Source organism: Pseudomonas sp. Pseusp9 (assembly GCF_059491265.1).
In genome coordinates this window covers 3,827,313-3,840,944 of the sequence record NZ_CP168500.1, presented here as the reverse complement: position 1 = coordinate 3,840,944, position 13,632 = coordinate 3,827,313, and the positions used below count along the sequence as shown (strand labels likewise).

The following is a 13,632-nucleotide window of genomic DNA, read 5'->3' as shown; positions in this document are numbered from 1 at the left end:
ACGCTCCACATCCGGTTGATGAAACGAATCGATGATTTACAACGCCATGGCCAGGCCATTGGCGTGATCCCAGCCGACGCGTACTGCCGCGCCGTGTTCGAATGCATTGGCGCCGTGATCCAGATGGCGCGGTACACGCACGCACACCACCCCGAAGGCCTGGGTGCGTACGCGGTATTCGGTGGAGTTGCCCAGGTAAATGCGGTCTTCGACGTTGCCCGGCAGCTTCACTTCGCGGGTCATTTCGGTGTTGGCCCCGGCGATGCTGATCAGCTCCGGGCGTACCGCAATGCAACCGGCGGCATTGGCGCTCAGGCCCTTGCCGGTGGGGGTGAGCGGGCTGGTCAGCTCCAGACCCTGCTCGGTACGCAGCACCACCGAATGGCCGTTGAGCTGGCGAACGGTGCCGTCGAACAGGTTGGATTCGCCGATAAAGTCGGCCACATAACGGCTGGCCGGGGCTTCATAGAGTTGTTCCGGGGTGGCGGTCTGGATGATCGAACCGTTGTGCATCACGCTGATGCTGTCGCTCATCGACAGCGCTTCTTCCTGATCGTGGGTGACCAGCACGAACGTGATGCCGACCTCGCGCTGCAAGCGCAGCAGTTCCGATTGCATCTCCTTGCGCAGCTTGCGGTCCAGCGCCGCCAGTGGCTCGTCGAGCAGCAACACCGTCGGCTTGTTGACCAGGGCGCGGGCGAGGGCGACACGCTGTTGCTGGCCGCCGGAAAGCTCGCTTGGCTTGCGTTGGCCGAAGCCGCTCAGGCGCACCATTTCCAGCGCTTCATCGGCCATGCGCAGTTGCTGTTTTTTATCCGGGCGCGGGGTGCGATAGCGCAGGCCATAGGCAATGTTCTGCGCCACGGTCAGGTGCGGAAACAGCGCATAATGCTGGAACACCATGTTCACCGGCCGCTCGAACGCCGGCACGCCGGCCACGCTCTTGCCGGCCAGACGCACCTCGCCGCTGGTGGGCTGTTCGAAGCCGGCGATCATGCGCAGGGTGGTGGTCTTGCCGCAGCCCGAACCACCGAGGAAGGAGTGAAACGAGCCACGCCGCACCGCGAAATTCAGACCGCCAACGGCCTGCACCTCGCCATAGCGTTTGACCACATTGCAGAATTCGATATCGCTTGGCGGGGTGTCGTTCACGCTGTTGTTCACGATGCGGGCTCCCTTGCAGTGATGAATCAGTGCGTCGGGGGCCAAACTAGCAATCGGGGTTTTGCGGTGTATATATCCCTTGGGGGATAGGAGCGATTTATTGTAGGAGCGAGCTCGCTCGCGATGAACTCAAGAGCGCTGCGTTGAGCCAGTCATCCCGCGTAATCGTTAACGACCATCGCGAGCGAGCTCGCTCCTACACAAAATGCAGGTGTGTGTTTAAAGACACCCGGCGTTACTTCGCGGAGGCTACAACACCTTGCGTCGTTGCCTACGGGTACGCCAGAATCCGCCGGCTTGTGCGCCTTGGACCTGGGTTTTATCGTTTGCCGGTCGCTGGAAAACAACAGCGATCGGGTTTGGTAGCCCAGGTATACGAGGTGCAATGCTTCATCATCTGCAGCGTTTTTCTACGCAGCTTTATGGTGGCCATGCACAGGGCGCCTTCGGGCGCGCCGGTCTCCTTGTATCCCGGTCTACCAACCTGCGTATGGCCACCACCCTACGTTTGGTAGCGTGAGAGTGATGGCTCCTTTTTACGATACGAGGAGTTTCACTATGTTCAAGGTCACATCCAGCCCGCCAGACACCGATCCGGCAACCCCGCGCACACCCTGCACGATGTTCATCGTCAATCCCGAGCTCAATACCGAAACCCTGCTGGTGCATGCCTGTGAATCGCTGGCGTCGGCCAATGTCATGGCCAACGATCTGGTGGATCATCTGCAGGGGACGAGCCGCAATGCACTGTTGGGGATTGCGCAGGTGATCATGTTGGGGGAACTGGCGGTAAACCGGGCGCTGGATCAGCTTGATCCACCTTAGGTATCTGAATCAGCGCCAAACAACCTGTGGGAGCGAGCCTGCTCGCGAATACGGTTTCACATCCAACGCTGATGTTGGCAGATACACCGCTTTCGCGAGCAGGCTCGCTCCCACAGGGATTTGCGTAAACCGACAGGTATCAGGCCTGCAGCTTGAAGCCGGGCGCCTGCAACGGATCCTCCGTCAGCTCCCGAATAAACAACCCGAGCAACTCCGACTGGCTGCCAATGCCCAGCTTGGCGTAGATGTTCTTGCGGTGAATCTTCACCGTGCCGGGGCTGATGCTCAGTTGTTCGGCCACCGACGCGCTGGAGTGGCCGCGCAGCAGCAGTTGCACGATTTCCTGCTCGCGCCCGGTGAGGATGTGCGCGCCGAAGTGGTCGAAGGCTTCGCGGATCTTGAAGTCCAGGTCTTGGGCCGGGCGTGGTTGCTGGGCCTGACGCAAGCGCCAGGCTTCATTGATGACCTGCTCGACCACCGCTTGCGCGCATTCGACCAGCTGCATTTCGTCACGGCTGAACGCGCAGCTGGCGGTCGAACGCATCAGCGACAGCACCGCCGTGGCGCCGTCGCCGAGGTCGACGAAAAACGCCACTTCCTCGGCCAGTCCGGTTTGCTGGTAATAGGTCAGGAAGTATTCGCCGAGATAGAAATGGTCGGGGGCGAACTGGCGCAAGCGCCACAGTCCCGGTGCCTGACCGCGGGTGCAGGCCAGGTAGAACGGATCGAGCAGGTAAGGCCCGCACTGGTAGTCGTCGACATACACCGCGCGCTTGTCCGCCGAGAACGTATCGAACAACGCCAGTGGCCGGTGATTGCCTTCGTAGACAAACAACACGAAATGATCGACCGGGCAGATTTGCCGGATCCAGTGGCTCAACCCCGACAGCCGCGCATGCCCGGCGGGCAGGTCGAGCAGGTGGGCGACACCGGTGGTCCAGAGTTTCAGTTCCTTGGGGCGCATGGCGGCTACAGGCAGAAGAGGATGGCCTTTGGATGCACAAAGTACGCCATGGCGGTTCTGCCCGTGTGGAGCGCGGCGGTTGGCGGCGCGTCGTGGAGAACACGCACCGCAACAGGGCCGGGTGTTACCGAGTGCTACAGGGCGGGTAGCAAAAGTGATCAGGTGGAGCGGTCATTCACGCTCCCGACGGGCGTTTTGCGGTAGACGGCAACAGGATCGTCAGAATCCCCAGCAGCGGCAGGTACGAACACAGCGTGTACACGTACTCGATGCCCTGGATATCCGCCAGATGCCCCAGCAGCGCGGCGCCAATCCCGCCGAATCCGAACATCAGGCCGAAGAACACCCCGGCGATCATGCCGACGTTGCCGGGCACCAGTTCCTGGGCGAAGACCACGATGGCCGAGAAGGCCGAGGCGAGGATGAAGCCGATGATCATGCTCAGCACGCCTGTCCAGAACAGGTCGACGTAGGGCAGGGCGAGGGTGAACGGCGCGGCGCCGAGGATGGAAAACCAGATCACCCGCTTGCGGCCGATCCGGTCACCGATCGGGCCACCAAAGAACGTTCCCGCCGCGACAGCGCCGAGGAACAAGAACAGGTACAGCTGCGAACTGGCCACCGACAGGTCGAACTTCTCGATCAGGTAGAAGGTGAAGTAACTGGTGAAGCTGGCCATGTAGAAGTATTTGGAGAACACCAGCAGCGCCAGCACCACCAAGGCGAACGTCACCCGTCGCTTGGACAGGCCGTGGGTGGCCTTGCTGCCTTGCTTGAGCTTGAACAGATTCAGGTGATTGCGGTACCAGCGGCTCAGGCCGTACTGCACGAGGATGGCAAACACTGCGAACAGGCCGAACCAGGCAACGTTGCCCTGGCCGTAGGGAATGATGATCGCCGCCGCCAGCAATGGGCCGAAGGCGCTGCCGGCATTGCCTCCCACCTGAAAGGTCGACTGCGCCAGGCCGTAGCGACCGCCCGAAGCCAGGCGCGCCACCCGCGAGGTCTCGGGGTGAAAGGTCGACGAACCGACGCCCACCAGTGCCGAGGCCACGAGAATGGCCGGGAAGCTGCCGACCATCGACAGCATCAGAATGCCGATCAGGGTGCAGACCATGCCGGCCGGCAGCAGCCACGGTTTGGGATGACGGTCGGTGTAGAAACCGATCCACGGTTGCAGCAGTGAGGCGGTGAGCTGGAAGGTCAGGGTGATCAGCCCGACCTGGGTGAAGCTCAGGCCATAAGTGGCCTTGAGCATCGGGTAGATCGACGGCAGCACGGCCTGGATCAGGTCGTTGATCAGGTGCGCCAGTGCGCACGCACCGATGACACGCATGACCAACGGGCTGGCCTGGTTGGCAACCGTGACGGTGGCTGAGGGGGAGCTGAGGGTAGTGGTCGACATGGGCGGGTTTCCGGATAAAAAACGCGAACTGCGAACGCAAGGCGCAGCCAATTTCGGGGTTCGGCGTTATCCTAGGGGCCGTAAAGGCGCCCGTCTCGCGCAACTCGGGCATGGACCATCGCAAAAAGGGCGTCATGATCAAGCCATTGCAGACATTTCTTGCGGAGATCGACCAAGGCGGCTGGAGCGTTCGCAGCAGTGCGACCGACTACCCGGAAAACTGGTTCATCGCGCCGCACTCCCATGAAAAACATCAACTGATCTATGCCATCGAAGGTGTGATGGTGGTGCACGCCGCTGCGGGCCAATGGACGGTGCCGCCGAGCCGTGGCATCTGGATGCCGAGTGGAGAGGTGCACTCGATTCGCTGCGTGGGGGCGATCAAGATGCGCAGCGTTTTCGTGCACCCGGACGCGAGCCCGGATCTGCCCGCCGAAACCCGGGCGGTGAGTGTTTCCGCGTTGCTGAGTGAGCTGATCAAGGTCTCGGTCGATTTCGACTTTTCCGCCGATCCGGACCCGCGGCAAGCCCGGGTGTTGCGCCTGATCCTGGATGAACTGACGATCCTGCCGACCTTGCCATTGAACCTGCCGCAGCCCACTGATCAACGTATCAACCTGATCTGTACCGCGTTGCAGCGTGATCCCGGTGATGGCTCGACAGTGTCGGACTGGAGCGCCCGGCTGGGCCTTGACGAAAAGACCATCCAGCGACGCTTCCGCAAGGAAACCGGCATGACCTTCGGCCAATGGCGCCAGCAAGCGCGACTGCTGCTGGCGCTGGAGCGAATCGCCGTCGGCGAGAAGATCATCGACATCGCCGGCGAGCTGGGGTACGACAGCCCGAGCGCGTTCACCACCATGTTCAAGAAGCAGTTCGGCAAGACGCCGAGTGATTTTTTCAAGTGATGGAAAGGGTGTTCACTTATAGAAGAGAACACCCCTGTCACTGGCCCATCTTCAAACAAACAGACGCAACAGTATCGTCGCCAGAATCACCGTCGAAGCCCCACCGATACGGGTGGAGATCTGCGCGAACGGCATCAACGACATGCGGTTCGAGGCCGAGAGAATTGCCACGTCACCGGTGCCGCCCAGGCCGCTGTGGCAGCAGGTCACGATGGCTGATTCGATGGGGTACATCTTCATCAGGTTGCCGATGAAGAAGCCGGCCACGGTCATCGACACCACCACCGAGACGCAGACCAGCACATAGCCGATCGAGAACACTTTCACCACGCTGTCCAGTGGCACGTAGAGCATGCCCAGGCCGATCATCACCGGCCAGATGAACGCCGAGGACACCAGTTTGTAAAAGCTGTTGGCACCTTTCTCGAGTTTTTCCGGTAGCACTCGAAGGTACTTAAACAGCACCGCGGCGAGGATCATCATCACCGGGCCGGGAATGCCCACGACTTTTTCCAGCAGACCGCCGAGGACGAAGAAAGCGCAGATCAACAGTACGCCGGCGCCCATGACACGGAAGTCGACGATGGCGCCTGCGTCTTCCTTGACCTGGAACCGGTCATTCTCGGCCTTGGCGCGAATCAGCGAGCCTTCACCGTTGATGGTCGGGCGTTTGAGGGCCAGGCGCGACAGATAACCCGCACAGATGATCGCCACGATGTTGCCGACCACGGCGGCGGGTGCCAGTTGCGCCACGTAGATATCCGGGGTGCCGCCGAGGATCGCCGAGTAGGCCAGCGACAGCGGCAGAATCCCTTCGCCGATCCCGCCGCCAATAATCGGCACGATGATGAAAAAGAACGTGTGGTGGAAGCTGTAGCCCATCAGTTTGCCGACCATCAATCCGCTGGCAACGGCGGCCAGGGTGCCGACGAGCAGGGGAATGAACATCCGCAGCATGCCCTGGACCAGAATGAAACGGCTCATTCCCAGAATGCTGCCGACCACCAGGCTGGCGATCACGAAGTACAAAAAGTTGGCTTCCTTCATCAACATTTTGGTCGCGTCGATCGTTGCCGGCCCGAAGAAGCCATAGAACACCAATATCGACGGCAGCATCAGGCACAGGATCGCGCCGCCGCCAATTTCCTTGAGGACCGGCAGGCGCGAGCCCATCTGGCCGAAGAACATGCCCATGGTCATGATGACGGCGAGCCCGCCGATCATGTTCTTGGGCAGGAAGCCCAGGTGGGCCGAGAGATAAACGATGACAGCGATGCCGAGAAACACCGGCAGCGGGATGACGCCGATTTCGTAGGCGCACAGGCTGCGCAGGCGTTGCACAAACCCGCCATCGGAGGCGGTTGCGACTTTCAGGGATTGCTCATAGGGCTTGTTCATGTCGCTCTTTCCTCATGTTGTTTTTATCGAGGATTCAGAAACCACGGCGGACCGGGGATGGATTGCCACTCGGTAGATCGATGGTATCCTTCGCAAATAGCGCAATAAACAGCGAAAGTATGAGGCGTATGAACACGAATCGTGATCAGTTTCCGTTGCCGGAAGACCTCAAGGTTTTCCTCACCGTCGTTCGAAAAAACGGCTTCGCCAGCGCCGCCGAGGAATTGGGTTTTTCACCGGCTTACATAAGCAAGCGCATTTCCGTTCTGGAAACCACGCTCTCGACCCGCTTGCTGCACCGCACCACACGGCGCATTGCGCTGACTGACGACGGCGAGCGGGTGCGGGTGTGGGCGGAGAAATTGCTCGGTGACTTCGATGATTTCGTCGGCGAAATATCCCAGGCGCGGCAACAGCCAATGGGCTCGCTGCACATTTGCAGCAGCTTCGGTTTCGGGCGTAACCATGTGGCGCCGGCCATCTGCGAACTGTCGCAAACCTATCCAAAACTCGAGCTGCGGCTGGACGTGTTCGATCGCGTGGTCGATATCGTCGGCGAAGGCTTCGACCTGGAAATTCGCGTGGGCGATGACCTGCCGGGCCAGCATCTGGGCCGCAAACTGGTGAGCAACCGGCGGGTGCTGTGTGCGACGCCCGAGTACCTGGAACGGCGGGGTGTGCCGCAATCGCTGGCGGACTTGAAAGACCACGATTGCCTGGTGCTGAAGGAGCGCAACAATGCGTTCGGCGTGTGGAGCCTGACGAAGGACGGGCAGGAAGAATCGGTGCGCGTCAGCGGACCTTTGTCCTCCAACAACGGTGAGATCGTGTTGCAGTGGGCCTTGAGTGGCGGCGGGATTCTGTTGCGCTCGATGTGGGATGTGAAGCCGATGCTGGAGCAGGGGCGGTTGGTGCAAGTGCTGCACGATTACACTCAGAGCGCCAACGTGTGGGCCGTGTACCCGACGCGCTTGAGCCAGTCGGCCAAGCTACGGGTTTGCGTAGAGTTTTTGGAACAGTATTTTCGTCATCTCTCGGTTGAGTGAACCATTGGCATCTGCACTGCTGTAGGAGCGAGCTCGCTCGCGATGGTCGTTAACGATAACGCGTGTTTGCAGGTTAAATGCGGTGCCGTTGAGTCCATCGCGAGCGAGCTCGCTCCTACAAAAATCCGTACATCCGCCGGGGTTTTCCATCAGTTCAGCCAGGGATTTTCCGCCAGGTGCCGGGCCTCGAAACTGCGAATCTGCGCCTCACGTTGCAGCGTGGTGCCAATCGCATCCAGGCCCTGCAACAGCGATTGCTTGCGCAATTGATCGATCTCGAACGGGATCACGTTGCCGTCTGCCAGTTCGATGGTTTGTTCCGGCAGATTGACGCTGATTCGAGCCGTTGCCGGGTTGCTGGTCAACGCGGCAATCTGCTTGAGTTGATCCTCGGCCAGCTGAATTGCCAACACACCATTGCGCTGGCAGTTGTCATAGAAAATACCGGCAAAGCTGCTGCCGATCAGCGCCCGGATGCCGACCTGTTTCAGCCCCCAGACCGCGTGTTCACGGCTTGATCCGCAACCGAAGTTAGGCCCTGTCACCAGAAAAACGGCGTCAGCCCAGGCTGGCTGGTTGAGGATGAATTCAGGATTGGCTGCGCCGGACTCCAGGAACCTCAGGTCAAAGAACAGGCCCTTATCCAGGCCCTTGCGATCGATTCCCTTGAGGAACTGCTTGGGCATGATCACGTCGGTGTCGATGTTGGCGGCCAGAAGCGGTGCGGCGCTGCCGCTGACGATAGTGAAAGGTTGCATGGTTCAAGCCTCCTGCGCGAACGTGCGCACGTCGGTCAAATGCCCGGTAATCGCTGCGGCGGCGACCATGGCCGGGCTCATCAGATGGGTGCGCGCACCGGCGCCTTGCCGGCCTTCGAAGTTGCGGTTGGTGCTCGAGGCGCAGCGATCGCCGGGGGCGAGCACATCGTCATTCATGGCCAGGCACATCGAGCAACCCGACTGGCGCCATTCAAAACCGGCATCGAGGAAAATCTGCGCCAGCCCTTCCTCTTCGGCCTGATTACGCACCAGTGTCGAACCGGGCACGATCATCGCCCGGACGTGGGCCGCCACCTGTTTGCCGCGCACGACGCGGGCGACATCGCGCAGGTCTTCGATGCGCGCATTGGTGCACGAACCGATGAATGCATGGCTGATCACCACGTCGCTCAGCGGCATGCCCGGTGCCAGGCCCATGTAGTTCAGGGCGCGTTGCATGCCCTGGCGCCGGATCAGGTCAGGCTGCGCGGCCGGGTCCGGTACATGCCCGCCCACCGGTGCCGCCTGATCGGGGCTGGTGCCCCAGGTCACCATGGGTTCCAGCGCCGCGACATCCAGGGTGACTTCGCGATCGAACACCGCGCCTGCATCACTGTGCAGGCCGCGCCATTTCGCGACGGCCTGTTCCCACAATTGGCCCCGAGGGGCGCGGGGCTTGTGTTGCAGGTAGGCGAAGACCTTGTCATCCGGGGCCATGAACGCGCCCCGGGCGCCGGCTTCGACGGCCATGTTGCAGATGGTCATGCGAGCTTCGACGCTGAGGTCGCTGATCGTCGGGCCGGTGAACTCGATGGCATAGCCGGTGGCGCCCGAAGCGCCGATTTTTTCGATCAGGGCCATGATGATGTCCTTGGATGTCACGCCTGTCCCGAGCACGCCATTGACCGTCACGCGCAGGGTCTTCAGGCACTTGTAGACCAAGGTTTGCGAGGCCAGCAAGTGTTCGATTTCCGAGGTGCCGATGCCGAAACCGAAGGCTCCGAGGGCCCCGTAGGTGGTGGTGTGGCTGTCGCCGGCGGCAACGACCATGCCGGGCAGGATAAAGCCTTGTTCGGGGGCCACGACGTGCTCGATGCCCTGGCGCTTGTCCAGCACGTCGAACAGCTCGATGCCGAAGTCGCGGCAGTTTTCTTCGAAGTAGGACACCTGACGGGCACCGCCAGCATCCGGCATGGCGGCAGTGCGCGTGGGTGCCGTGGGATTGACGTGGTCGACGACCGCCAGCGTCGCGGCCGGTCGCCAGGCTTTGCGACCCGATTCGCGCATGCCGCTGAAAGCTTGCGGGCTGGTGTACTCGTTGGCGACCTGGCGGTCGATGTACAGCAGCACATGGCCCTGATCGTCAAGGGCGCACACGGTGTGACTGTCGATATGCTTTTGGTAGAGCGTTCTGGGGCTGTTCATGGCGTGGGTTCTTTATGCGTGGGCGAGTTCACGGGAAACATGGCCACAGCATATTCGTCGCCATTCCTGCATCAAGTGCCATTAAGTGAAGGCATTGAGCACAATGCGTGAATTATCGAGCGCAACCCAACGTAAAGAAACTACCTAGGACACTGCGGCAAATGCCGTAAACCATGGGGTTCGTCTCAATATCCCGGCGGCGGGGGGCTGTCATAGGCTGTGGGCTTTGAAAGCCGTTCGCCGGAGTCGTTATGCGTTTTTTTGAACTGATCACTTTTACTGTGCGCGTGCGTACCGTCGCCGATGCCCTGGCGCGCATCGAGGCTGCGCTGGATGATCCGAATGTCGGCGGCACGCTGATGGGGTGCTGGGCCTCGGAGATCGGCCAGTTGAACCAGATTGCCGTGTTGCGTGGTTTCGCTGACGAGAGCCTGCGGCAGGCGGAGCGCGAGCGTTTTCTGTTGGGGGGCGAGGTCTTCGGTATCCGCGAATTCATCAGCGACCTGCGCATCGAAAACTACACGCTGTTTCCTTTTCTTGAACCCTTGAGCGCCGGCCAGCACGGTCCGTTCTACGAGTTGCGCGTCTACGACCTGGTCAGCAGCGGGTTGCAGCCAACCCTCGACGGCTGGAGCAAAGCCATCGAAGCGCGGACCGCCGAACAGTATTCGCCGGTGTACGCGGCGTTTTATGCCACTGACGGCGCGCTGCCGCGCTATCTGCACATTTGGCCGTGGACCAGCCTTGAACAGCGCTTGCAGGTGCGCACCCAAGCGGTCGCCGACGGCGTCTGGCCGCCAGAAAACTCCGGCCCGCAACTGCGCGACATGCGCTCGACGATCTATCTGCCCGCGAAGTTCTCGCCCTTGCAATGACCCGGGCGCGGCACGATCAGCCAGGTGTGAATTCAAGCGCAGCGGATGTCTGCCTCAATGCAACGCCTGCTCGTCCAGATACTCATTCAGGCACTCGATGAACGCCTGATGCTTGCGCGTGTGGCGGCGGTGCGCCGGGTAAATCACATGGATTTTCCTGCCGAACTGCTCAGGGTCGAGGTCGGCGTCCGGCAACAGTTGCACCAGTTCGCCACGCCGAAGGTACGGTGCGGCGCTCCATTGCGGGCAGAACTGTAAACCCCGGCCGGCCAGCAGGGCACCGAACAGGAAGTCGTAGTTGTCGCTGCTCAGCCGCGGTATCGGCTGGGCGATGCGTTTGCGTTCACCCTCGTGTTGGATCCACCAGTAATGCGGGTTCAGGGCGGGATGACGAAACAGCAGCCAATCATGCTGATTGAACGTGTGCGGTTGCACCTCCAGCGGGTTGCGTTGCAAGTACCGGGGGCTGGCGCACAAGAGGATACGGTTGGCTGTCAGCGGGCGCGTGATCAGATCGGGCAGTTCTATCGGGCCGTCCCGCACCGCCAGGTCGAACCGGCCTTCGACCAGGTCGACGAACTCATCGGTCAGCACCACGTCGAGGCGCATCTGCGGATAGCGCTCGAGAAAGCGACAGCACACCGCATTGAGAAAGGCCGGCGCGAACGAGGGTGGGGCGGTCACGCGCAGCAGGCCATACATTTCCCGCTGCAGTTGATCGATGTCTTCCCGGGCCTGCTCCAGTTGCGTCAGCACCTGCCGTGAACTGGCGAGGAAAATCTCCCCGGCCTCGGTCAGCGCGATGCGTCGTGTGGAGCGCTCGAACAGGCGCGTGCCCAACTCCTCTTCCAGGTGGGTGATGGCCCGGGTCAGGGCCGACGTGGTTTTGCCCAGTTGCGAGGCGGCGCGGGTGAAACTGCCTTGGTCGGCGGTTTCGACAAACATCGCGATGGCGCTGAGTTGGTCCATGCAGTGTTTCCTGTTTGGAAAGTATGTGTTGCGTGGGCCGAGTATTCTTTACTGCCACCCGGTTCGCTAGTCTCTCGGCATTCTTACAAGAAAAAAGGTGCGGGACGATGAAGCGAATATTCCAGTCGGCATTGGCCATGGCTATTGGTCTTTCCTCTATGGAAAGCATGGCGGCCGCCGATCTGATTTTGCATAACGGCAAAGTCTTTACGGCCGAGCAGGGCAAGGCCCTGCAACAGGCCGTGGCCGTGGAGGACGGAAAAGTCGTCAAGGTCGGCAGCGACGCCGAGGTGCTGGCGCTCAAGGATCCCGGTACGCAGGTCGTCGACTTGCAGGGCAAGGTATTGATGCCCGGTTTCATCGACACCCACAGCCACGCGGTGTTTGGCGGCGTAAAGCTCAAGTCCGCGGACCTTGAAACGCAAATGCTGCCGTTCGACGAACTGGAGCAGCACTTGCGCGAGTGGCGCGACAACGGCAAGGCCCGGCATGGCGACATGCTCGTCGTCGGTGGAACGCCCTCGACCTATTGGAGCCAGGTGGCGGAGTTTGAAAAGCGCTTCAACCAGGGTGAGTGGGCGGCCACGCCGATATTGTTTGTCGGTTGGGATTACCACACCGGTTGGGCCAACAAGGCCTTGCTCAAACGCGCTGGTATCGATGCCGAGCGGGTCAAGGCCCTGACTGGCGAAGCCGTGGCAACCATCGGCCATCATGACGACAACACACCCAACGGTTTCGTCGCCGATGCCGGATTGTCGGCGGTGATGTCGCAGCTGCCGCCAGCCAGTCTCGAGCAATTGATCGGCGCCGCCGAGGCTGCCCGCGATCTCTATCACAGCCTGGGCGTGACGGCCCTGATGGACCCGGCGGCCAACGCGGTGCCCGGCGATGCATTGTTCGACTTCAAGCCCACGGTGAAAAACGTCGGGGTACTGCCGGCCTACAAGGCGTTGGCGGACAAGGGTGAACTGCGCTTGCACGTGGCCGCCCTGATGGTCGTCAACCCCAAGAGCAAACCCGCCGACCTTGAGGTCATGGAGCAGGTGCGCCAGCAGTTTGCCGATGTCGACAATCTCAGCCTGCCCGGCATCAAGGTGTTTGCCGATGGTGTGGCCGAGTTTCCGGCGCAAACGGCGTCATTGCTATCGCCCTACAAAAACTCGCTCAAGGGCGGCGAACTGCTGATCGACCCGGCGCACTTCGGCGAACTGGTGGGGGCCGCCGATGCCCGCGGATGGCTGGTGCATATTCATGCCATCGGTGATCGTGCGGTGCGTGAATCCCTCAATGGCATCGAGCAAGCGCGCCGCGAGGGACACAACAACGTGGCCCATTCCATCACTCATTTGCAGATGGTCAACCCCAAGGAATTCACCCGGTTCAAGCCGCTCAATGTCATTGCGTCCATGCAACTCTACTGGGCTTCGGCAGACGAGCTGAGCATCGATCTGCTCCAGCCGTACATCAATGCCATGCAATTCCAGTTCATGTACCCGGCGCGTTCGCTGCTCAAGAACGGCGCGACCCTCTCCGGTGCCAGCGACTGGCCGGTGTCGACGCCTGAACCATGGAAAGCGATCGGGCAAGCCATCAGCCGCAAAGGCCCCAAGGGTGTGCTGAACCAGGCTGAAGCCATCGACCGCGAAACCATGTTCTACGCCTACACCCGCAACGCCGCGAAAACCATTGGCCTGGAACAACAGATCGGCTCGCTGACCCCGGGCAAGCAAGCCGACATGATCATTGTCGATCGCGATGTGTTCAGCGTCCCTGAAACGCAGCTGGCCGACACCCAGGTGCTCAAGACCTACTTCGCCGGGCGCGAAGTCTACAGCCGCCCGTAACTCCTCCCCCTGTTCGCCCACCCTTTGCCCGGCTGGCAAGGGGAGGGC

Annotated in this window: 12 protein-coding genes; 5 read left to right on the top strand and 7 right to left on the bottom strand. The window is 61.1% G+C overall.

The window, feature by feature from the left end; all coding sequences use genetic code 11:
• Nucleotides 1–36 precede the first annotated feature (36 nt).
• Nucleotides 37–1,164, bottom strand: coding sequence for an ABC transporter ATP-binding protein (locus ACEN8E_RS17150; protein ID WP_495589121.1), 1,128 nt, complete (start codon nucleotides 1,162–1,164; stop codon nucleotides 37–39).
• Between the two features lie 558 nt (nucleotides 1,165–1,722).
• Between ACEN8E_RS17150 and ACEN8E_RS17145 the strand changes: the two genes are divergently transcribed.
• On the top strand, nucleotides 1,723–1,989 hold the full coding sequence (locus ACEN8E_RS17145) for a DUF6124 family protein (RefSeq protein ID WP_495589120.1): 267 nt from the start codon (nucleotides 1,723–1,725) through the stop codon (nucleotides 1,987–1,989).
• A 139-nt stretch (nucleotides 1,990–2,128) separates the two neighbouring features.
• On the opposite strand, the gene ACEN8E_RS17140 is transcribed toward ACEN8E_RS17145, so the two are convergent.
• Both ACEN8E_RS17140 and ACEN8E_RS17135 read right to left on the bottom strand, forming a co-directional pair.
• Nucleotides 2,129–2,953 (bottom strand): response regulator transcription factor, encoded by an 825-nt coding sequence (locus ACEN8E_RS17140; protein WP_495589119.1) that lies wholly within the window; start codon nucleotides 2,951–2,953, stop codon nucleotides 2,129–2,131.
• A 175-nt stretch (nucleotides 2,954–3,128) separates the two neighbouring features.
• Complete coding sequence (locus ACEN8E_RS17135) at nucleotides 3,129–4,358, bottom strand: MFS transporter (protein ID WP_495589118.1); 1,230 nt, start codon at nucleotides 4,356–4,358, stop codon at nucleotides 3,129–3,131.
• Between the two features lie 134 nt (nucleotides 4,359–4,492).
• Between ACEN8E_RS17135 and ACEN8E_RS17130 the strand changes: the two genes are divergently transcribed.
• Entirely contained in the window at nucleotides 4,493–5,266 is a 774-nt protein-coding gene (locus ACEN8E_RS17130) for an AraC family transcriptional regulator (protein WP_495593342.1), read from the top strand.
• Nucleotides 5,267–5,317: 51 nt separating this feature from the next.
• On the opposite strand, the gene ACEN8E_RS17125 is transcribed toward ACEN8E_RS17130, so the two are convergent.
• Nucleotides 5,318–6,664, bottom strand: coding sequence for a 2-hydroxycarboxylate transporter family protein (locus ACEN8E_RS17125; protein ID WP_495589117.1), 1,347 nt, complete (start codon nucleotides 6,662–6,664; stop codon nucleotides 5,318–5,320).
• A gap of 128 nt (nucleotides 6,665–6,792) precedes the next feature.
• On the opposite strand from ACEN8E_RS17125, the gene ACEN8E_RS17120 reads away from it, so the two are divergent.
• Nucleotides 6,793–7,710 carry a LysR substrate-binding domain-containing protein gene (locus ACEN8E_RS17120; protein ID WP_495589116.1) on the top strand — a complete coding sequence of 306 codons (918 nt, stop codon included), beginning with the start codon at nucleotides 6,793–6,795 and terminating at the stop codon, nucleotides 7,708–7,710.
• A gap of 149 nt (nucleotides 7,711–7,859) precedes the next feature.
• Here ACEN8E_RS17120 and leuD read toward each other — a convergent pair whose 3' ends face one another.
• On the bottom strand, nucleotides 7,860–8,468 hold the full coding sequence (leuD, locus tag ACEN8E_RS17115) for a 3-isopropylmalate dehydratase small subunit (RefSeq protein ID WP_495589115.1): 609 nt from the start codon (nucleotides 8,466–8,468) through the stop codon (nucleotides 7,860–7,862).
• Between the two features lie 3 nt (nucleotides 8,469–8,471).
• Nucleotides 8,472–9,893 (bottom strand): 3-isopropylmalate dehydratase large subunit, encoded by a 1,422-nt coding sequence (gene leuC, locus ACEN8E_RS17110; RefSeq protein WP_495589114.1) that lies wholly within the window; start codon nucleotides 9,891–9,893, stop codon nucleotides 8,472–8,474.
• A 251-nt stretch (nucleotides 9,894–10,144) separates the two neighbouring features.
• On the opposite strand from leuC, the gene ACEN8E_RS17105 reads away from it, so the two are divergent.
• The gene (locus tag ACEN8E_RS17105; RefSeq protein WP_495589113.1) at nucleotides 10,145–10,768 is read left to right on the top strand and encodes an NIPSNAP family protein; all 624 of its coding nucleotides are present in this window, start codon (nucleotides 10,145–10,147) and stop codon (nucleotides 10,766–10,768) included.
• Nucleotides 10,769–10,822: 54 nt separating this feature from the next.
• Here ACEN8E_RS17105 and ACEN8E_RS17100 read toward each other — a convergent pair whose 3' ends face one another.
• On the bottom strand, nucleotides 10,823–11,737 hold the full coding sequence (locus tag ACEN8E_RS17100; RefSeq protein ID WP_495589112.1) for a LysR family transcriptional regulator: 915 nt from the start codon (nucleotides 11,735–11,737) through the stop codon (nucleotides 10,823–10,825).
• 107 nt (nucleotides 11,738–11,844) lie between these two features.
• Here ACEN8E_RS17100 and ACEN8E_RS17095 point away from each other — a divergent pair, with 107 nt between their 5' ends.
• On the top strand, nucleotides 11,845–13,584 hold the full coding sequence (locus ACEN8E_RS17095; protein WP_495589111.1) for an amidohydrolase: 1,740 nt from the start codon (nucleotides 11,845–11,847) through the stop codon (nucleotides 13,582–13,584).
• Nucleotides 13,585–13,632: the final 48 nt, after the last annotated feature.

Bases quoted from the DNA above. Each gene is read 5' to 3' on its own strand.
- ACEN8E_RS17145 (WP_495589120.1), top strand. From the start codon at position 1,723: ATGTTCAAGGTCACATCCAGCCCGCCAGACACCGATCCGGCAACCCCG.
- ACEN8E_RS17140 (WP_495589119.1), bottom strand. From the start codon at position 2,953: ATGCGCCCCAAGGAACTGAAACTCTGGACCACCGGTGTCGCCCACCTG.
- ACEN8E_RS17135 (WP_495589118.1), bottom strand. From the start codon at position 4,358: ATGTCGACCACTACCCTCAGCTCCCCCTCAGCCACCGTCACGGTTGCC.
- ACEN8E_RS17130 (WP_495593342.1), top strand. From the start codon at position 4,493: ATGATCAAGCCATTGCAGACATTTCTTGCGGAGATCGACCAAGGCGGC.
- ACEN8E_RS17125 (WP_495589117.1), bottom strand. From the start codon at position 6,664: ATGAACAAGCCCTATGAGCAATCCCTGAAAGTCGCAACCGCCTCCGAT.
- ACEN8E_RS17120 (WP_495589116.1), top strand. From the start codon at position 6,793: ATGAACACGAATCGTGATCAGTTTCCGTTGCCGGAAGACCTCAAGGTT.
- leuD (WP_495589115.1), bottom strand. From the start codon at position 8,468: ATGCAACCTTTCACTATCGTCAGCGGCAGCGCCGCACCGCTTCTGGCC.
- leuC (WP_495589114.1), bottom strand. From the start codon at position 9,893: ATGAACAGCCCCAGAACGCTCTACCAAAAGCATATCGACAGTCACACC.
- ACEN8E_RS17105 (WP_495589113.1), top strand. From the start codon at position 10,145: ATGCGTTTTTTTGAACTGATCACTTTTACTGTGCGCGTGCGTACCGTC.
- ACEN8E_RS17100 (WP_495589112.1), bottom strand. From the start codon at position 11,737: ATGGACCAACTCAGCGCCATCGCGATGTTTGTCGAAACCGCCGACCAA.
- ACEN8E_RS17095 (WP_495589111.1), top strand. From the start codon at position 11,845: ATGAAGCGAATATTCCAGTCGGCATTGGCCATGGCTATTGGTCTTTCC.